Origin of the sequence: Paenibacillus sp. OK060 (genome assembly GCF_900101205.1) — a bacterium.
GTDB classification, from domain to species: Bacteria; Bacillota; Bacilli; order Paenibacillales; family Paenibacillaceae; genus Paenibacillus; species Paenibacillus marchantiae.
On record NZ_FNFR01000001.1, the window covers coordinates 1,226,460 to 1,244,804 of the forward strand.

17 protein-coding genes are annotated in these 18,345 nt (G+C 46.1%); 13 read left to right on the forward strand and 4 right to left on the reverse strand.

Annotation, left to right across the window (positions count from 1 at the left end):
• Positions 1 to 109: 109 nt before the first annotated feature.
• Positions 110 to 1,552, forward strand: coding sequence for a hypothetical protein (locus tag BLS14_RS05335; protein WP_072732841.1), 1,443 nt, complete (start codon positions 110 to 112; stop codon positions 1,550 to 1,552).
• Between the two features lie 80 nt (positions 1,553 to 1,632).
• Here the strand turns inward: BLS14_RS05335 and BLS14_RS05340 are convergent, their stop codons facing one another.
• Positions 1,633 to 2,016, reverse strand: coding sequence for a winged helix-turn-helix transcriptional regulator (locus BLS14_RS05340; RefSeq protein WP_063565020.1), 384 nt, complete (start codon positions 2,014 to 2,016; stop codon positions 1,633 to 1,635).
• Positions 2,009 to 2,371, reverse strand: a complete 363-nt coding sequence (locus tag BLS14_RS05345; protein WP_063565019.1) for a winged helix-turn-helix transcriptional regulator — start codon at positions 2,369 to 2,371, stop codon at positions 2,009 to 2,011. The genes BLS14_RS05340 and BLS14_RS05345 overlap by 8 nt, the downstream gene beginning before the upstream one ends.
• Positions 2,372 to 2,476: 105 nt before the next feature.
• Here BLS14_RS05345 and BLS14_RS05350 point away from each other — a divergent pair, with 105 nt between their 5' ends.
• Entirely contained in the window at positions 2,477 to 3,391 is a 915-nt protein-coding gene (locus BLS14_RS05350) for an arginase family protein (protein WP_072732842.1), read from the forward strand.
• Positions 3,392 to 3,656: 265 nt separating this feature from the next.
• Complete coding sequence (locus BLS14_RS05355; protein WP_329959852.1) at positions 3,657 to 4,112, forward strand: hypothetical protein; 456 nt, start codon at positions 3,657 to 3,659, stop codon at positions 4,110 to 4,112.
• A 69-nt stretch (positions 4,113 to 4,181) separates the two neighbouring features.
• Here the strand turns inward: BLS14_RS05355 and BLS14_RS05360 are convergent, their stop codons facing one another.
• Both BLS14_RS05360 and BLS14_RS05365 read right to left on the reverse strand, forming a co-directional pair.
• A complete protein-coding gene (locus tag BLS14_RS05360; protein WP_063565018.1) occupies positions 4,182 to 5,033 on the reverse strand; it encodes an aldo/keto reductase in 852 nt (283 codons plus the stop codon).
• 222 nt (positions 5,034 to 5,255) lie between these two features.
• Positions 5,256 to 6,299: an SIS domain-containing protein gene (locus BLS14_RS05365; RefSeq protein WP_072732843.1), complete on the reverse strand. Its 1,044-nt coding sequence runs from the start codon at positions 6,297 to 6,299 to the stop codon at positions 5,256 to 5,258.
• A 284-nt stretch (positions 6,300 to 6,583) separates the two neighbouring features.
• Here BLS14_RS05365 and fba point away from each other — a divergent pair, with 284 nt between their 5' ends.
• The 10 genes from fba to BLS14_RS05415 all read left to right on the forward strand — a co-directional run bounded on the left by fba (position 6,584) and on the right by BLS14_RS05415 (position 18,309).
• Complete coding sequence (gene fba, locus BLS14_RS05370) at positions 6,584 to 7,450, forward strand: class II fructose-1,6-bisphosphate aldolase (RefSeq protein WP_072732844.1); 867 nt, start codon at positions 6,584 to 6,586, stop codon at positions 7,448 to 7,450.
• Positions 7,414 to 8,376 carry a 1-phosphofructokinase family hexose kinase gene (locus BLS14_RS05375; protein ID WP_083584588.1) on the forward strand — a complete coding sequence of 321 codons (963 nt, stop codon included), beginning with the start codon at positions 7,414 to 7,416 and terminating at the stop codon, positions 8,374 to 8,376. The genes fba and BLS14_RS05375 overlap by 37 nt, the downstream gene beginning before the upstream one ends.
• A 184-nt stretch (positions 8,377 to 8,560) precedes the next feature.
• On the forward strand, positions 8,561 to 9,361 hold the full coding sequence (locus tag BLS14_RS05380) for a DeoR/GlpR family DNA-binding transcription regulator (RefSeq protein WP_072732846.1): 801 nt from the start codon (positions 8,561 to 8,563) through the stop codon (positions 9,359 to 9,361).
• Positions 9,362 to 9,431: 70 nt separating this feature from the next.
• Positions 9,432 to 10,724, forward strand: coding sequence for an ABC transporter substrate-binding protein (locus tag BLS14_RS05385; protein WP_072732847.1), 1,293 nt, complete (start codon positions 9,432 to 9,434; stop codon positions 10,722 to 10,724).
• A gap of 15 nt (positions 10,725 to 10,739) precedes the next feature.
• Entirely contained in the window at positions 10,740 to 11,675 is a 936-nt protein-coding gene (locus BLS14_RS05390) for a carbohydrate ABC transporter permease (RefSeq protein ID WP_063565013.1), read from the forward strand.
• Positions 11,676 to 11,697: 22 nt separating this feature from the next.
• A complete protein-coding gene (locus BLS14_RS05395) occupies positions 11,698 to 12,522 on the forward strand; it encodes a carbohydrate ABC transporter permease (RefSeq protein ID WP_063565012.1) in 825 nt (274 codons plus the stop codon).
• 18 nt (positions 12,523 to 12,540) lie between these two features.
• Positions 12,541 to 13,842 carry an alpha-galactosidase gene (gene melA, locus BLS14_RS05400; RefSeq protein WP_072732848.1) on the forward strand — a complete coding sequence of 434 codons (1,302 nt, stop codon included), beginning with the start codon at positions 12,541 to 12,543 and terminating at the stop codon, positions 13,840 to 13,842.
• Positions 13,842 to 14,795 carry a carbohydrate kinase family protein gene (locus BLS14_RS05405; RefSeq protein WP_170867791.1) on the forward strand — a complete coding sequence of 318 codons (954 nt, stop codon included), beginning with the start codon at positions 13,842 to 13,844 and terminating at the stop codon, positions 14,793 to 14,795. Before melA ends, BLS14_RS05405 begins: the two co-directional genes overlap by 1 nt.
• A gap of 50 nt (positions 14,796 to 14,845) precedes the next feature.
• Entirely contained in the window at positions 14,846 to 16,393 is a 1,548-nt protein-coding gene (locus tag BLS14_RS05410) for a right-handed parallel beta-helix repeat-containing protein (RefSeq protein WP_072732850.1), read from the forward strand.
• 254 nt (positions 16,394 to 16,647) lie between these two features.
• On the forward strand, positions 16,648 to 18,309 hold the full coding sequence (locus tag BLS14_RS05415) for an extracellular solute-binding protein (RefSeq protein ID WP_072732851.1): 1,662 nt from the start codon (positions 16,648 to 16,650) through the stop codon (positions 18,307 to 18,309).
• The last annotated feature ends 36 nt before the right edge of the window (positions 18,310 to 18,345 follow it).

The window sequence follows — 18,345 nt, forward strand, 5'->3', positions numbered from 1 at the left end:
TACAAAAAAGTGCGTACTATTCAACGATCAGGGCACCTGATAATCTAACATTCGAAGGGCAAATTGAATTGTCGTTCAATATAAAAATCGTACTGAAGGAGTGGGAAAAATGCCAGCGTATCAACTTCACTTGAAAGATAAACGGATCGTATGGGGAAACGCAATAGATGTGGAGTCTCTCATTGGCACATATCCACAGGATTCAATTAGACCAGGAGAGAACGCGGCTTTGGATTGGAAATTGCCTAATGGCATATATAGAGCAAAAGAGGTCGTCATAGAGCTGGATAAACTGCTTGAGGCGATACTGGTTCAGCTGGGCGAACCGATAGACGGTAATCCTTCGGTGTTATTGGACAGCCTTCAGGCCAATTTGGCGATCTCCGGTGATCTTTCATCACTACCGCTTGGACCTTTGGCTTTGAAGGATAAGGCAGGTGTTGAAATTACGGCACAGGCGGCACGTATCGGTGAACAATTGGTTCTCTGGGCACGAGAGATTAATTCTGAAAAGAGGGCACTGGCACAATATGGACCGGAAACTCTAGGAGAGCTGGAATTTAGAAGTCATTGCTATGGTCATACCCTGATACCGGAAGCTATTGCTCAGGTTTGGGGTCCCGCTGGGGGACCAAGAGTTATGCAGTTATATAATGAATACTTGCACCAATTTGTATTGCTGCGGGATGCATTACTTCCCTTTGCCAATTGGGAACAAGTACCGTTTGAAGTCATGGAACACACGCAATTCAAAGGATTACGTTTTCTGGAGCCTGCCCGTAAGGTCTTTTTAACTCAATTGCTCGGGAAGGAATTAACTCACAAGGCGATTGTTCAATATGCACAGAGTGTGCTTAGCTCGAGTTTGACCTCTGCTGGTTACGGCTTTCAATATCCTTTGGGAACTGTGTTGCCCGCTGGATTGGGAGAGTCGGCTGGTACGGCTGCACGTTATCTTCTGAAGTGGCATCCGGTACAAACCATTGAGACTGAAGATACAAAAGATTTAGTTGCCATCTCTTTCGAATATGAATATGACGATTATTATGCTGCACCACGCGACGAAGCAGGAACGGGTATACCTGGCAGCAAGGATCACTTTCACATTTCAGAGAATCATAGTGATCTTCCATCCATCGCACGGCTGCTTCCGAATACAGATTCAGATCGAACGACCTTGCGTTTCAGACTGGAGAGGGAAGGTCATGCATCATCTAGTGTAGAATCTAGTGTGGATCTTGGTCAGCTTTTCAGGGGACATCGATTTTCATATCGGCCTGAAGAGAACAACCATTCCAAGGCAGCTACTGTGAAGCGAACATCAACGAGCATTCATCAGGTAGCAGACATTTTGTCGCATTCCGGATTGGTGACAAATACGGATAATGGAGTCCATATCATACCAACAGGCGGAAATGAACTTGTACAGTGGGCTTTGTTAGGCAAGCTGTATCCCGAAAATGTGGTGTTAGTGGACAAAGGAGATCAAGAGGAGCTGGAAGCAGCTTTGGTTTCTGGGAAGGGGTATGGAACGCAATTTTTGGTGTTGTAATGCTATAAACCATTCGTGACAGATGATATGACGACGGCAGCGTACTCGTACAGAGCTGCTGCCGTCTAATTACGACTACTTTAATTTACATTAGCGATGTCGCGGCGAGAGTCATCATTGTCGCAGGATACTTCGTCGGGGAATTTCTCGATATAAGTCGTACCAAACTTGCACAACATCTGTAGCATGGGGGCCAGTTCCTCGCCCAGATCGGACAAATAATATTCTACTTTTGGCGGTGCAACCGGATAGACCTTGCGAATAATCAGGCCGTCGCTTTCAAGCATTCTGAGCTGCATTGTAATCATGCGTTGAGTTGCGTCCGGAAGAAGTCGCTGAAGTTCATTAAACCGAATGGGACCTTTAGTTAAGTGATTGAGTATAGAAATTTTCCATTTACCGCTAAGTAAGCTCATGACAATTTCCGAGGTACAGCGATAGGTTTTATTTCTAAAGTTAATCATCCTCCAACACATCTCTTTCACTTTGATTTTGTACTCCCCACTCACATAAACCTTCCAGAACAGGCAATAACGTTTCCGCTTTATCGGTCAGTCTGTACTCGACTTTAGGCGGGACTTGTGGATACTCTTTCCGTTCGACCATACCATCCGCTTCCAATTCTTTTAGTTGTGAACTCAGTGTTTTAAACGTAATCGCTCCAATTTGTCTTTTCAGTTCATTGAAGCGTACCGGTTGGTTTTCTGCTAAAAGATAAATGATGACCATCTTCCATTTGCCGCCAATGACAGACAATGTGTAGCCAAAAGGCGTATCTTGAATATGTTTAACCTTACCTTGATATTCAGCCATGCTCATATTTATGCTATCCTTTCGGGTAGTACCTGTCATAATTGTGCGTACTACTTTTTGATTTGCGTTCAGTTTATACTAACCTTACTTTGAAGTAAAGGAGAGAAAAACATGAATCAAAAAACAATACGTCTGTTAATGCCACAATGGCAAGGGGGAAATAATCCTAACTACTCTTTTGGGGCGGAACTGCTTGCCTGGCTGGCTCCTGATAATGATCAACCCCTGATTCAAGTTCCTGTACAAGCATATGATGGAACCCCACTGAAAAACGAGGATGGTGTAAATGGGAGAAAACAGCTCATTGAACAATTGGAAGCAGCCCAGCATATTATTCATGCTCACAAGCCTGACCGTATCGTCATGTTTGGTGGAGACTGCTTGGTCGAACAAGCTCCGTTTGCCTATTTAAACGAACGGTATAATGGAGAATTAGGCTTAATCTGGATCGACGCGCACAGTGATTTGGTTGGTTACGCGGGTTATGATAACGGACATACGTTACCTCTGGGTAATCTTTTGGGAGAAGGGGATGAAGAGTTTGCAAAACATGTAAAAATCCCTCTAAAACCTGAAAATGTCTTTATCGCGGGGTTGGCAACACCTACAGAACAGGAAGACGAAGTGATCTCAGAAGCGTTTGAACGATTAGGTATAACGACTGCAGAATCAGATACTGAAATGATTCAAAGACTTGGCATTAAAACTGCCGGAGTCGAAGAATTAACGAAAAGTACAGCATCCATCAAACAGTGGATCAAAGAAAGCGGCATTAAACATCTGGCTATTCACCTGGATCTAGATGTGCTTGATCCTAAGGCTTTTCGCTCGTTATTATTCGCTAATCCTGAAGGCCCTTATACGTACTCTCCTGCGGGAAGCTTGCAAATTCCTCAGCTCCTTCATCTGCTCAAAGAATTGTCGGAAGAAACAGATGTTGTGGGATTGGGTATTACCGAGCATATGCCATGGGATTCAATCAACTTGAAGAACCTGCTAGGGGAAATACCTATTCTAAATAAATAATATCATTCAATATACTCACCAACGGATTTATAATACTAGAATAATAGGTTGACCATAAAAAATACACTCAGACACTTTATCATTGTGTGAAGTGTATTTTTTTGTGACTGTACGTGAGATAAAAGCTTAATAACATTTGAGTCCTGATGATTTGAAGCTATGGCTGGTGATCTGGGGTGCATTGTAAGACACCATTGGTCATTCACCTACATACATTATCTCAGGACAAATGACTATTGAAGTCAGTCATGGAGGTTTTAATCTTATGTCAATTAATCATCATTCGAATACATCACATCCTTATTGGATCGAGAACGTGGGCGGGAGAGAAAGGGAAGCTATGACTCCTCATCCTGTAGTTGTGGAGGTTAGGCAAGTCGCATCCAATCAGATTGTAGTGACGTACGATCAGCCAGCGGATTTAGCATCAGCAACAAACATATCGAATTATTGGATAAGAAGTAATATGTCTAGTCCATCAGATATAGCCAGTGTAGGAATGGGAGAAGCCATCACGAAAGAAAACACGATTCGTGCTGATCGGGGGATGATAGCTCCTATTAATAATTCCAAAACGAGATTTGTTATAACCTTCAATGTTAACGCGACTATGGGTGTTCTTTATATTTTGCTTCCATGCTTTGTCAATTTGGAGGGGAGATCCGGATTCACTGGTGGAAATTGGGGACCGTTCAGTAGAAATATGTTTATTGGGTTGTAGTAAACAGTTCAATAGGGCATGAACACAAAAAGTCGCCAGAAATGGCGACTTTTTTATCGATAGAAAGGGTCAGATTTCAAGTTTACGTGTACCGAGCCACTTCACCATTTCTGGGTCGTTATGAGAAAAGAACAGACTTTGCTTCGTATCTAATGCAGTAATTGATTCCATATCATTTTGGCTTAATTCAAAGTCAAAGATATTGAAGTTCTCAACAATTCTCTCTTTACGAACAGACTTCGGAATGACAACGACTTCTCTTTGTGTCAACCAGCGTAAAACGACCTGTGCAACAGATTTATTCACCTTTTTCGCAATGGATAGCAATACATCATTCTGGAACAGATCATTTCTTCCTTCAGCAAAAGGCGCCCAGGATTGAATCTGAACATTATTTTCTTTCATAAAAGCAGCACTTTCGATTTGTTGATTGAAAGGGTGTGTTTCAACCTGGTTTACCGCAGGAACTACCTCATTATGAATGATTAAATCGATCAGACGATCCATCTGGAAGTTGCTAACTCCAATAGCACGGACCTTTCCTTCACGATACAATTCCTCCATAGCGCGCCAAGAGCCGTACACATCGCCAAAAGGCTGATGAATTAAATACAGATCCAACACATCCAATTGCAATCGATCCAGAGATTTTTGGAATGCTTTTTTAGTGTTTTCATATCCAGTATCCTGAACCCAAAGCTTTGTAGTAATAAATAATTCTTCTCTTGGGACACCACTTCGTTTAATGGCTCGACCAACGGCTTCTTCGTTCAGATATGAGGCAGCTGTATCAATCAGGCGATATCCTGCCATAATGGCATCGTAAACGCTTTGTTCGCATTCATTTTGATCTGCAATTTGATAAACACCAAAACCCATAATGGGCATCTCCACACCATTGTTAAGTATTACTTTTTCCATGTTAAAGCCCTCCTTCTTATAGGTTTATTATGTACCAAATCATCATTCTAGCGTTATATCATTCATATCAAATGTTTGCCTAATTATCTCACAGGACGTATAAAATTGATTTTTGACATTCAAGTAAAAGACTTCTATTCCGCTGAATAGAAGTCTTTGGATCTCCCTCTGAAATTCCCCTTTTCCAACCTTCCAAGCCAATTGAAAGAACTAAGCTATCTTTTATAGCTTGACCCAGGCCACCAGCCCATCGGGTTGATCCGGGTTAATACCATGGCGTTCGGCATTAGCCAAAGCAGCGATTTGCGAGATGAAAATGAAAGGAATACCCCGTACCGCTGTATTAAGCGGATGACTAGTTGTGATCTCAAGGTCGATGAACTTCTGCGGGATACCCATTGTTCGATCGGCAAACGTGATAATGGTGGCTCCACGCTCCTTAATATCCCTCAACAGATTGCGTTGATGCTCAATACCGCTGTCCGACAAGGCAGCAATCACTAAAGTATCCGAACCCACGGTGACCATCGGCCCGTGCCGAACGTCAAGAAGATGGTATGCGTGGGCTTGTGTCTTGGCAATTTCGGTCAGAGCGATGGCACCCTCGGCTGCGAGGCCTTGTAGTTCACCGTCTGCAAGCAGGACTGCATTCGTCCAATTGAAGTCGGAGACACGGCGGATGCTGTCCTCTACACGTGCCATGTAGGCTTCACCTTGATGAATCGCTTCCTGCATATCGATAATCAGCTCCTCATCACCAGCAAGAAAAGCGGCAAGCAGCAGATTGGCTGCATACAGATTGGTTACTGTGCGGGTCTGGCAAACGCTATGGTCGAAAGCCCAGGGCAGTTCCAGAGGGAACTCAGCGTTTTTGGATAACGGCGAGCCCGTTACACAAGAAATCGTTAATAATGGAATACGTTGATCGGACTGAAGTAAACGCAATGCTTCAACGACCTCACTCGTACTGCCAGATCGTGACGGCGCTATGATCAGGCTACCCTCCAGCATGGGACGATAGCGGTCTGCATGGAGCATGAGATCACCAGCGGCAAGTGACATTGCAGGCAGGCCAGCACGCAAACGGAAGGAAAAAGCGGCCGCTTCGCTCAAGCAATAGCTGGACCCGGCGCCAACAAAGGTTACGGAGGTAATCGCTTGAGCTTGGACAAAGGCAGTAAATTCCGTGCGCTTGGCCAGTAAATAGTTGTAGGTCTGCTGTAGGGCCTTATATTGTTCTTTTACTTCACGATACGTCAAACTCATAAAAATACCTCCTTGGAATGATTTAGATTGATAGCTTCAGTTTGTGATCTTTTCGATCAAATATATAGTTAAATGATTGTGATAATCATAATTATGCCTTTATATCCCTGTAAATTGCAATAGTTTTCCAAAATAATGATTGATTTAATCAAATAAAAAGATTATTATGATCACAAGCTAGAAATCATCAAATGTTTCCCATACTCATCTGACCCGTGAAGGGAGGTGCAGGATCGTTCAAATCGTCGCTATGTAACGACGAAACCTTAAAAGGGGGAATGGATATGCCACTGATCTCGTCCACTGAAATGCTGCAAACAGCTCGCAGGGATCAATACGCCATCGCTGCATTTAACGTTCATACCCTGGAAATGCTTCAGGCTGTCGTTGAAGCGGCTGTAGAAACCGAATCACCGCTCATTATTCAAACCACGGTGGGCACAGTCAACCACTTGGGACCAGATTACATTGCTCATGCGGCTAAAACCGCAGCGGACTTGACGGATATCCCCATCGCACTTCATTTGGATCACTGCACTGATTTTTCAACGATTATCCGATGCATACGAGCAGGTTATACCTCCGTTATGATCGATGCATCCATGTATCCTTTTGAAGAAAATGTGAACCTAACCCGTAAAGTGATGGAGGTTGCTCAGGCATCTGGCGTAAACGTGGAGGCTGAGCTTGGTAAGGTTGGCGGCGTTGAGGACGATATTGTCGTCGAGGAACAGCATGCTTCTCTAGCAGATCCGGAAGATTGCGTGCAGTTTGTTGAACGTACTGGTGTAACTACACTGGCTCCAGCAATCGGTACCGCACACGGTATTTATAAGGGACAGCCGAACATAGATTTTGAACGAATTGAAACCATTGCGAATCGAGTATCTGTTCCTTTGGTGCTGCACGGTGGTTCGGGCATACCAGCTGAACAGATTCATCGGGCGGTTGCACTTGGGATGTCCAAGGTAAATATAGCCACAGAGCTGCGTATTGCTTTTTCCGAAGCTATCAAAGATGTATTTTTAATCCATCCAGAAGAGAATGATCCACGTAAATACATGGCTCCGGCGAAGGGAGCAGTTAAACGGCTTGCCATGGAGAAAATACGGTTATGTGGAAGCACTGGCAAAGCCGGCGTAGTCCGATGATTACCACGGTCACACTCCATGCGGCCATCGACCGGACATTATACGTTGACAAGTTTGGCGTAGGTCAAATGCATCGGGTGACAAGACAGGTTAATGAGCCGGGCGGCAAAGGCAATAACGTAGCCAAGGTGATCCGGCAGCTCGGCGGTGAAGTCACAGCTACAGGCATTATTGCCGGCAATAACGGTGTATTTATTGAGAGAAATCTGACTGAACGAGGGATACGGACTGCTTTTATCCAATCAGCGGGAGACTCACGAGTCTGCCTCAACATTGTGGATGATTCCAGTGGTAGCTCTACCGAGCTGCTTGGGCAGGGTCCAAATATGTCAGAAGCTGAAGTTGAAGCGATCAAGAAAAAAGTACAGGAGCTCGCCATCCAGTCTAGTGCAGTTATTATGTCTGGAAGCTTGCCCCCAGGTGCACCGGACACATTGTACGCAGAACTGATTTTTATTGTTCGTTCAGCAGGCGCGCGAGCCTTTCTGGATACAGGTGGAACAAGTTTCACCATTGGGCTGAGTGCAACACCCCATTTCGTGAAGCCGAATGAGCAGGAGCTGGCCGAATGGCTGGGGCAGAAGCCAAGAAACGTGAGCGAATGGGCCCGTGCAGCGCACAGGTTGGCGGATCAAGACATTGATGAGGTGTGCATAACACTCGGCAGTGACGGTGCTCTGGCTATTTTAAACGGAAAAGCATATATGGTGAAGCCGCCAACCATTCAGCCTGTGAATACGGTAGGTTGCGGAGACGCCTTTGTTGCCGGCATGGCATATGCAGGAGAGCGCGGCGATTCGGATGAGTCCAGACTGCGTACGGCTGTCGCGGCTGCTGCTACGAATGCAATGTCTTCTAAAGCAGGTGACATCGACTATGTTCTGTTTGAGGAGTACGAACATCAGGTGCAAATTATACCTTTATGATGGTTGAAGGTTTTGAAAATCAGCTTCATATCCCTCATGAATAACCGTTAGAGAGATACTTTTCTTATGGGATGCAGTTCACGTCGACATATTGCAATCCATCCTTTCATCCTACACAATAGAGCTAGCACGGGCTGAAGTTAACGGATATCATGCAGGCCCAGACATATTAAAGGAGAGACTTATGCAATATTCAAAGGGTGAACTGCGCAGAGCACAAACATTGGAACTGATTAAATCGCATGGAAAAATATCGCTGCAAGAGATTGTCCAGACGGTTGGCTGCTCGGAAGCAACCGCAAGACGTGACTTGGACGCACTTGAAAAAGCGGGCGAGATTATTCGAACAAATGGGGGAGCCATATATGAAGGGGGCCTGACGTCGGCGGTATCGGAGCTACCTTTTGCAGCAAAACGCGATTTCCGACGGATGGATAAGGAACGGATCGCTGCCACGGCCGCTGCCCTTGTTAAAGAGGGAGACATTATCTGCCTGACGGGCGGTACAACGACGTTCTTTATTGCGAAAGCACTCAAAAAGCATCGTAATATTACAATTGTCACCAACGCGGTGAATATTGCTTATGAATTGGCTGATACCGAAGATATTCAGGTTGTGGTCATTGGCGGCGTTATGCGGTCTAAAAGCTACGAGTTATGCGGTCCGCTGGCAGAAAGTGTGATCGACAAAATTAACATTACGAAAATGTTTCTCGGGGTGGACGGAGTAACGCAGAATTTCGGCTTTACGATGCATTCCGAGCTTGAAGCTCGTATTGCCCAATTAACAATGGAACGTTCCAGCGAGGTTTATGCTGTATTCGATCAAAGCAAGATTGAGAAAAGTGCTTTGTTTACGATTGCTCCCTTAACTCAGGTGACAGGGGTAATTACGAATAAACAGCCGGAGGGATGGTTTGAGCAGGCGTGCCAGGAGCATCAGATTGCGATACATACAACTACAGACCACATTGCTTCTATTTAAATACGCGTAATACTCAAACGCCCTTCCCTTCATATGCTGGCTAATTTGCAGGACAAGGGAGGATATGCGAATGCATTTTTCCAAGTTTATGCTGATCATTGCGATGGTTTGTGTTGTATTCGCTGAAGCGGGCTGTTCCAGCTCCTCCTCTTCAGGCGGCGATACATCCGCAGACCCGCAAGGTAAGGTGAATCTGGTCTTTTGGAGTCATCAGGAAGACGCCATTGTGGGCGCATACAAGAAATTAATATCCAAATACCAGACCTTACACCCCGATATAACGATCGAGTATCAGACCTTTCCATATGATGTATACAGCCAGAAGCTGAAAGCCTCATTCTCCGCGAAGAAACCACCCGATATTGCCGAATTTTTCGGCACGTGGGTGCCCGAATATTCCAAGAACGATCTGCTTGTCGAAATCCCTGATAGTGAAAATGTAAAAAAAGAGTACTATGATGCTCCCCTTGGGGGATATTTGCGAGACAACAAGTTATACGGGCTGCCACTTGAATACAACATTGAGAACGGCGGCATGTTGATTCACCCGCAAATGCTCAAAGACCAAGGCTTCGATCACGCACCGTCCAACTGGACAGAGCTTGTGGATTACGCCAAAAAATTGACTGTCCGTGAGAACAATGTCATCAAAGTCAAAGGTTTCGATTTTGTATCAGCAGACAATATTACGTTTACTTTCTTATCCCTTATTTTGCAGCAAGGTGCAAGTTTTATGGGTGAAGACGAACATGTTAATTTCCACTCACCGGAGGCGGAGAAAGCGATGTCCACCTTGGTCTCGCTCGTGGCCGATGACAAAGTTGCGGATTTAACCACGTTCGGCGGTGAGCTGGATACCTCTGACTATTTTTTTCAGGGGAAATCAGCCATGACCTATCGCGGTCCCTGGACGATTGCTGCGGGACAGAACAACTATAAGGTTGATGATTTTGAATACGTTTCCGTGCCTTCCTTTACGGAAAATCCACCCGTTTTTGCTGCCGAATCCGGTTGGGGTCTTGCGGTATCCAAGAAAAGCAAACAGCAGGAGGCTGCGCTTGATTTCATCCAATTCATCTCGGAGAAGGACAACCTCTCGACATGGAATACGGATACTTTTACCGTACCAGCCAAAAAAGAAATTGCCGAAAACCCGGAATTCCTGAAGAACAATCCTCATCTAAAGCCTTCGCTGGACATATTGGCGTTAGGTCAATGGATCGGCCCTATAGCAGACCGGGATTTCTTCTTCAAGCAGGTTAACGACAATTTCCAGCTGATGGCTAGTGGACAGCAGAGTGTCCAGGACGGGTTAGCGAACATTGAACAGACGATCAATGATAATCAGGATCAACATAAGTGATAGGGGTGCTGGGGCATGAGTACTGCTATATCTACCAACAAGGCGGACAAGGTTAACCCAGCGGTAAAGTCAACAGCTTACAGGGCAAAACGAAGGTTCATCATCATCTCACTCGTACCGATCTTGCTTCTGTTCGGGGTGTTTGCTTTCCTTCCCATCGCATGGAGCCTGGGCTTATCCGCATTCAAGTATGACCCACTCAGCTCAAACGCGATATTCGTGGGGGCGGAAAACTATATTCGCATGTTCCAGGACTCCATCTTTCTGAAGTCACTGTGGGTAACCTTCAAATTTGTATTTATCGCCGTATTGATCAACATTGTCATTACGCTTTTGATTGCTTCAGCGATTCAGCGAGTCCGCATCCCGTGGCTTAAAAATGGCTTTCGGACTATATTCTTTCTTCCCACGATCGCTCCGCTGGCGGGAACGGCCATCGTCTGGAATACCATGTTCAATTACAATGACGGCTTGTTCAACATGATTCTCGCCAAGATGAATATGGCGCCGATCCAGTGGCTCAGTGATCCGCATTATGCGCTCTACTCCGTCATTATGATGACCTTGTGGGCTGATATTGGCTATAATATCGTTCTTTTCATTGCTGGACTGGATTCTATCCCGGATATGTACTATGAAGCAGCGACGCTGGAGGGGGCGGGCCGCTGGCATGTCTTTCTTCACATCACACTGCCATTGCTGCGTAGAACGTTGCTGTTTGTTTCCATCACGACAGTTGTTTCCTATTTTCAGGCCTTCCCACAATTTCAGATTATGACCAAGGGCGGACCCTTCAACGAAACACGAGTGCTGTCACTGCAAATCTATGAACAGGCCTTCTCCAGCTCCAATATGGGGTACGCATCTGCTATGGCAACCGTATTTCTAATGATCATCCTGCTTGTGACGCTGCTGCAACTTCGATGGGGACGCACGCAATGGGAACATTGAGAGGAGAGGGGAGAAGAAGCCGATGCCGCGTAAATTCAGCCTGTGGGAAGGGTTTACTATCGCAGTTCTTGCAGTTATAGCTTGTGTTATGCTTTTGCCTTATGTCTGGATGGTACTTTCATCTCTGAAAAGTAACATGGACATCGTCTCAGGTTCCGCCGGTTTTTTACCAAGTAAGCCGAGTCTGGACGGATACCGAACGGTTTTTAGCGAGGCGCCGTTTGTCACGTGGCTGCTGAACAGTCTGATGACTTCCGTCATCATAACGGTGGTGACCTTGTTTACAAGCGCTCTAGCCGGATATGTCTTTGCCAAGCATCAGTTTAGAGGTAAGAAACTGCTGTTCATTCTGATCCTGGCAACCATGATGATTCCCTTTCAGGTTATTATGATTCCCACGTATCTGATCACGGCTGAGCTTGGACTGGTTAACCATTTGCTGGCGATTATTTTGCCCAATCTGGTTAGCTCCTACGGCGTATTTCTGGCTAAACAATTCATAGAAGAGATTCCACAGGAGCTGCTGGAGGCAGCAAGGATGGACGGTTCTGGCGAATTCAGGCTGATGCTTCGCATCGTTATGCCGCTTATTCTGCCGATGCTGTCAGCGTTGGGAATATTCACGTTTATGAACTCCTGGAATAACTATCTGTGGCCACTGATTGTATTAAATGATGAGAGCAAGATGACCGTTCCGCTGGCATTGGTCTATTTTAACGGAACGCACCAGGTCAATTACAACGTGGTCATGTCAGCTGCGGTATTGATTACAATACCGGTTATTATAATGTTCCTGATCTTCCAGAAGCAATTTATTAAAGGCCTAGCTATGACGGGCATGAAATAACGGGTGAGGAGAAGAGTTATGACTAAAATCTCAATTATCGGAGCAGGCAGTGCATTTACACGAGAGATCGCTATGGATATCCTGCTGATTGAAGGCTTGGAGGGTGGCACTATTGCCCTGGTTGATATTGACGAGCGGCGGCTTGAGTTGGCACGCAGGCTGGTGCTTCAGATCGTGGAACAGACAGGGAAGACGTGGGAGGTGATTGCCTCTACAAATCGCAGAGAGGTCATCGGCGGTTCACAGTTCGTGATTAATCAAATTGAAGTAGGCGGGCTGGAGACGGTTCGTTATGAATATGAAATTCCGCTGAAATATGGGGTAAAGCAGTGCATTGGCGATACGCTGGGACCAGGGGGACTGTTCAAGACACTCCGTACCCTTCCCAGCTGGATGGAGATTGTGCGGGATATCGAAGCGCTCTGCCCAGACTGCATCATTCTAAACTATACCAACCCGATGTCGGCGGTTACACTCCTGACTTCCCGCATTACGGATATTCCGGTGGTGGGACTATGCCACTCTATCCAGAACACGTCGGCTCAACTGGCTGAATATGCAGGAGTTCCATATGAAGAGATGTCATGGAAAGCCGGAGGTATTAACCACATGTCCTGGTTCGTGGAGCTGTCCCACGCCGGGAGAGATCTGTATCCAGTATTACTGGAGAAAATACAAACTCCTGAACTGCTGCGGCAGGACCCGGTCCGCTTTGATGCGATGAAATACCTGGGTGCATTCGTTTCGGAATCCAGCGGCCATTTCTCGGAATATATCCCGTATTACCGTAAACGCCAATCACTTATCGACCAGCACTGCAACTCAGGTTATAACGGAGCTACGGGATTCTACGCTGACAACTGGCCGATCTGGCGGAGAGAGAATGATGAGCAGATCGTTTCACAGCTTGAGGGAACGGCACCGCTTGAGCTGAAATCCAGTAATGAATATGCAGCCATTATTATCGAAGCAGTATTGAAGAATGAGCCGAAGGTCATTTATGGTAACGTTCCTAACCGGGGGCTGATTGAAAATCTGCAGGCTGATGGTGTGGTGGAAGTGGCCTGTCTCGTTGATGGGAAAGGCGTTCAGCCTTGTCGCTTTGGAAGACTGCCCGAGCATTTGGCCGCATTGTGCCGCTCGAACATGGCTTTTTTTGACCTGGCAGTGGAAGCTGTGCGGAGGAGTGACAGGGAGATGGCTCGCCATGCACTGATGTTGGATCCGCTAACTGCTGCCGTATGCTCCCTGGAGGAGATCGGAAGTATGTTCGATGAACTGTATGAGGCGGAACAGGGATTTGTTCCGGTATTGAAATGATGCAGAGACAACAAACAAGTCCCGTTGTTGTCATTGCTGGCGAGCTAAATGTCGACGTCATTGTATCGGGAACGGATGTCATGCCGGAATGGAATCGGGAAAAAATGGTTGATGGTTTCGAGATTGTACTTGGTTCCTCTTCAGCAATAACGGCCTGTGCGCTGGCAAGCCTGGGAGCGGATGTGAGATTCGTTAGCGTAGTGGGAGATGACGATTTCGGAAAATTCTGTATAGCTGAGCTGCAGCGTATGGGCGTAAATACAGAGCATGTAACCCGATTGTCTGGCATCAAGACAGGTGTAACTCTGTCGCTTTCCACACCCGATGACCGCGGGTTGTTAACTTACGCTGGCAGTATCCCATTGTTAACACCGGATTATATCCCGGAGTCCCTGTTGCAGCAGGCCGCACATCTTCATTTTGGTTCCTATTATTTGCAGGATGGAATGAGACCTCATTGGCGAGAGCTCTTTACAAGATTGCGGGCAGATGGGATCAGCACGTCTTTTGATACCGGCTGGGATGTATCCAATCAATGGGACCGCGAGGGCATAAGTGCACTACTGACGGTAACTGATTTGTTTATTCCCAGCGAGGATGAACTGCTGCACATTTTCCCTGCCGCTGGGGTAAGCCATGTACTTGATTCCATGCTTCCTGGTGTGGCAGGAATTGTAGCGGTCAAACAAGGGTCAAAAGGTGCTACACTACGTCAACTGGACGAAAGTAGAATATCGGCCGGATCTTACACTTTGACACCCGTCGATACGACAGGGGCAGGAGACTGTTTCAACGCAGGAATCATATATGGATACTTGCTTGGGATGCGAAGTGATGAACTGCTGCGATTTGCCAATGCATGTGGAGCATTGTCCACACTTGGCATTGGTGGCACAGGGAGTTTGCCGACAATGGAGGCTGTTCTTCTTTTGCAGGCTGAGCATGAACAATAAATCCTGATTTTAATCTAACACAACCAAATTGATCAAAGGGAGTTGAGAATATGTTGAAATTCGGTAAAACATTGCTGGTGGGATTAAGTATGGCGGTAGGGATAGGACTGGTTTCAGGCATTGAATGGTCCTCATCTGCTGCCGCAGCAGGCACAGATTACTACGTAGCGACAAACGGAAATGACTCCAGTGCGGGAACGAGCAGCGCGCCATGGAAGACGCTTCAGCACGCAGCGGATGCTGTTCCTGCAGGCAGTACGGTGCATGTTCGTGGCGGTGTGTACAACCAGAAGCTGAAGATCACCCGCTCAGGCTCCGCTTCACAGGGGCCGATTGTATTCACTAACGATGGCACGGAGACTCCGATTATTGACGGTACAGGACTTTCGGTTAGTGGGATTGAAGGGTTGATTGACCTGACCGATGTGAATTACGTTACCCTTCAGGGATTTGAAATTCGCAATTATACTACAGCTACTAAGGACGTCATGCCCGTAGGCATTTATGTTCACGGATCAGGCAGCTTCATCAATTTGTCTGGTAACAAAGTCCATGATATCAAAAACACGGCCACCCCAACCGGCAGTGATCTCCTTGGCCGTGACGCACATGGGATCGCCGTATATGGAACAAAGGCACCGGAATCCATTCACGATATTACGATTAATGGTAATGAACTGTATAATCTTGTGCTCGGCTCCAGCGAATCCCTGGTTCTCAACGGTAACGTGGACACCTTCTCGGTGACGAATAATGTCATCCACGATAACGACAACATCGGCATTGATCTCATCGGATATGAGGGTAAAGCGCCGAATACGACTTACGATCAGGTACGGAACGGACTCGTGAAGGGCAACAGAGTCTACAATATCACTTCCAACAATAATCCTTCGTATGGGAAGTCACTTCCGAATAACAGTAATGCGGCCGATGGCATTTATGTCGATGGTGGCAAGGATAGTATTATTGAACAGAACTACAGCTACAACAATGATATCGGTATCGAGATTGCGTCCGAGCATGCCGGTAAATCTACCAGCAATATTACTGTTCGCAGCAACGCAGTCTACAACAACCGACTCACTGGCATCGCCATGGGCGGGTATGATACCAAACGCGGCTCCACCGTAAACTGTAAGATCGTTAACAATACCGTATACAAAAATGACACGCTTGGCGATGGCAGCGGCCAGCTTTACGTTCAATACGACACACAAAATAACGTAATTAAGAACAACATCTTCGTAGCCAGCTCTACAGATGTATTGATTTACAATGAATACACCAAAAATTCCGGAAACGTTGTGGATTATAATCTTTATTTCGCCCCTGCCGGAAGCAATGGAGCCAACTGGACTTGGAAAAATAAAGATTACACAGGATTCTCTGCTTATAAAACGGGAACTGGCAATGACGCGCATTCCTTGTTCATTGATCCCAAATTTGTGAATGTTACAGGATACGATTTCCATCTTCAATCTACATCTCCAGCGATTGATGCCGGGAACACGGACAATGCAATTATCGGAACACTGGATATTGAGGGGAAACCGAGAGTCCAGGGAGCTGCTGTGAATATCGGCGCTTACGAGTGAGATTTATAATCTAACGGGAAGATTCTCCCGAAGGCAATAAAACAAAGGTAGCTGAGTAATCAGCTACCTTTGTTTTATTTTATTTAAAGAGTAATAATCCTCTTTAAATAGCCGTGCCTGAGTTAGAACTTATCTAAACCAATATTTAGGTAGCAAGCGGCATTTCCATTTCGATCCAAGGATAGTAAAATCGGTTATATGATGATTAATGCAAAGGTTAATTCACAACCGTAGTCAAGAAAGGAGGATATGGAATGAAACCCGGTTCCATTAAGCACAGCATGGTCATCTATGGGACCATAATCTTAATGCTGGTTTTGGCCGCGTGTTCCCAATCAGAGCAAAGTGAAAATCCATCACTCCCACAGCCCGTTCATCCTAAACAACAGCCGATTGAATACAAGTCGAACCCCGATGAACCCGCATGGAAGCTTGATACCACGCCTGTGGATTTGACCTGGTTTGTAGGTGCGAACTGGTATGGGCACACATGGGGTGAGAGCATGACCTCCAAAATTGTAACAGAGAAAACAGGTGTTAACATCAAATTCGAAGTGCCATCGGGTGAAGCAAGCGAACAAATTGCGCTCATGATGACTTCCGGTAAGCTGCCTGATTTGATGACAATAGGCTCGTGGGAAAGTGCGATTAATAAGTTGTGGGAAGGGGATCAGGTGTATGCCTTAAATGAACTGGCGGAGCAATATGATCCCTACTTTTTCAAGGTCGCGGGGGACGGTACACTGAAGTGGTATCGTCAGGAAAACGGCAATACATATGGCATTCCAAATGATTCATACAGTCCCAGCCTAATGCAGACAACCGGTTTGACGGCTGCGAACCAAACCTTTTTGGTAAGAAAGGATCTCTATGAGGCTATGGGTAGACCCGATTTGAGCACTCCGGAAGGCTTTCTGAACGCATTGCAATTGTTAAAAGATCAGTATTCTGTGTATAAAGGTCAGCTCATTAGTCCCTTCTTTGCTCAGGGGAATGTCTCTTATGGGATGACCGAGTACCTGCAAAACCTGCTGGCTATTCCCCATGAAAAGGAAGGAAAATTTAACGACCGTATGACCGACCCAGACTATATCACCTGGTTGAAAACCTTCCGTACAGCTTATGAGCGTGGCCTGATTAATGTGGATTTTCTGGTGGATTCGAATGCTCAGGTAGAGGAAAAAACCAGTAATTCCCGTTATTTTATGATGATTCGCGAGTGGACTGGCATGGCGGCTATCAATCCGATATTGGCGGCAGGTGCATATCCAAACTCATACTACATCGCTGTGGATGGCCCGCAAAACAGTCACGGTGATTCCGCCAGATTGTTCCCTGGTAACATGGACGGTTGGATGGTTACGATGATTAGCAAATCCACCAAGAGTCCTGAACGAGCCATCCGATTTTTGAGCTATTTAGCGAGTGAAGAAGGCCAAAGGGATGTATTTCTGGGTAAAGAAGGCGAAACATGGGCGATGAGGGATGGCAAACCGCAGTTGACGGCGGAAATGGTCCAATTGCTTGACACAGATAGGGAGCGTCTGGAAAAGGAATACGGTATCATGGATACCTACTGGATGCTGCGCAACCCTGCCTTCGTTAACCAGTGGAGACCAGAAAAGGCGCCATCCGTTAAGCAAATGGAGGAGTTCGCGAACAAACAGGCGGATATGGACAGCGGCATCTATAAGGGAATAGATCCTATAGGAGATTCCGATATAGCCTTATCCTGGTCGCGTATTTCTCAGAATTGGGAAGAAGTTCTGCCTGAACTGATTACTGCCAAAGATGAAGCTGCTTTTGATAAAATTTTCGAAAATTTCTTGGCCCGTCGTGTGAATTACGGTTTTAATCAGGTAATGGAATACCGTCAGACCGAGCTGGAAGCGAGAAAAGCCAAGATGGCTGAATAATCATTCCCTAACAACCTCGCTCTCTATCGACTAACT

Bases quoted from the DNA above. Each gene is read 5' to 3' on its own strand.
- BLS14_RS05380 (WP_072732846.1), top strand. From the start codon at position 8,561: ATGCAATATTCAAAGGGTGAACTGCGCAGAGCACAAACATTGGAACTG.
- BLS14_RS05365 (WP_072732843.1), bottom strand. From the start codon at position 6,299: ATGAGTTTGACGTATCGTGAAGTAAAAGAACAATATAAGGCCCTACAG.
- BLS14_RS05340 (WP_063565020.1), bottom strand. From the start codon at position 2,016: ATGATTAACTTTAGAAATAAAACCTATCGCTGTACCTCGGAAATTGTC.
- BLS14_RS05410 (WP_072732850.1), top strand. From the start codon at position 14,846: ATGTTGAAATTCGGTAAAACATTGCTGGTGGGATTAAGTATGGCGGTA.
- BLS14_RS05415 (WP_072732851.1), top strand. From the start codon at position 16,648: ATGAAACCCGGTTCCATTAAGCACAGCATGGTCATCTATGGGACCATA.
- BLS14_RS05345 (WP_063565019.1), bottom strand. From the start codon at position 2,371: ATGAGCATGGCTGAATATCAAGGTAAGGTTAAACATATTCAAGATACG.
- BLS14_RS05385 (WP_072732847.1), top strand. From the start codon at position 9,432: ATGCATTTTTCCAAGTTTATGCTGATCATTGCGATGGTTTGTGTTGTA.
- BLS14_RS05360 (WP_063565018.1), bottom strand. From the start codon at position 5,033: ATGGAAAAAGTAATACTTAACAATGGTGTGGAGATGCCCATTATGGGT.
- fba (WP_072732844.1), top strand. From the start codon at position 6,584: ATGCCACTGATCTCGTCCACTGAAATGCTGCAAACAGCTCGCAGGGAT.
- BLS14_RS05395 (WP_063565012.1), top strand. From the start codon at position 11,698: ATGCCGCGTAAATTCAGCCTGTGGGAAGGGTTTACTATCGCAGTTCTT.
- BLS14_RS05375 (WP_083584588.1), top strand. From the start codon at position 7,414: ATGTGGAAGCACTGGCAAAGCCGGCGTAGTCCGATGATTACCACGGTC.
- BLS14_RS05355 (WP_329959852.1), top strand. From the start codon at position 3,657: ATGTCAATTAATCATCATTCGAATACATCACATCCTTATTGGATCGAG.
- BLS14_RS05335 (WP_072732841.1), top strand. From the start codon at position 110: ATGCCAGCGTATCAACTTCACTTGAAAGATAAACGGATCGTATGGGGA.
- BLS14_RS05390 (WP_063565013.1), top strand. From the start codon at position 10,740: ATGAGTACTGCTATATCTACCAACAAGGCGGACAAGGTTAACCCAGCG.
- BLS14_RS05405 (WP_170867791.1), top strand. From the start codon at position 13,842: ATGCAGAGACAACAAACAAGTCCCGTTGTTGTCATTGCTGGCGAGCTA.
- BLS14_RS05350 (WP_072732842.1), top strand. From the start codon at position 2,477: ATGAATCAAAAAACAATACGTCTGTTAATGCCACAATGGCAAGGGGGA.
- melA (WP_072732848.1), top strand. From the start codon at position 12,541: ATGACTAAAATCTCAATTATCGGAGCAGGCAGTGCATTTACACGAGAG.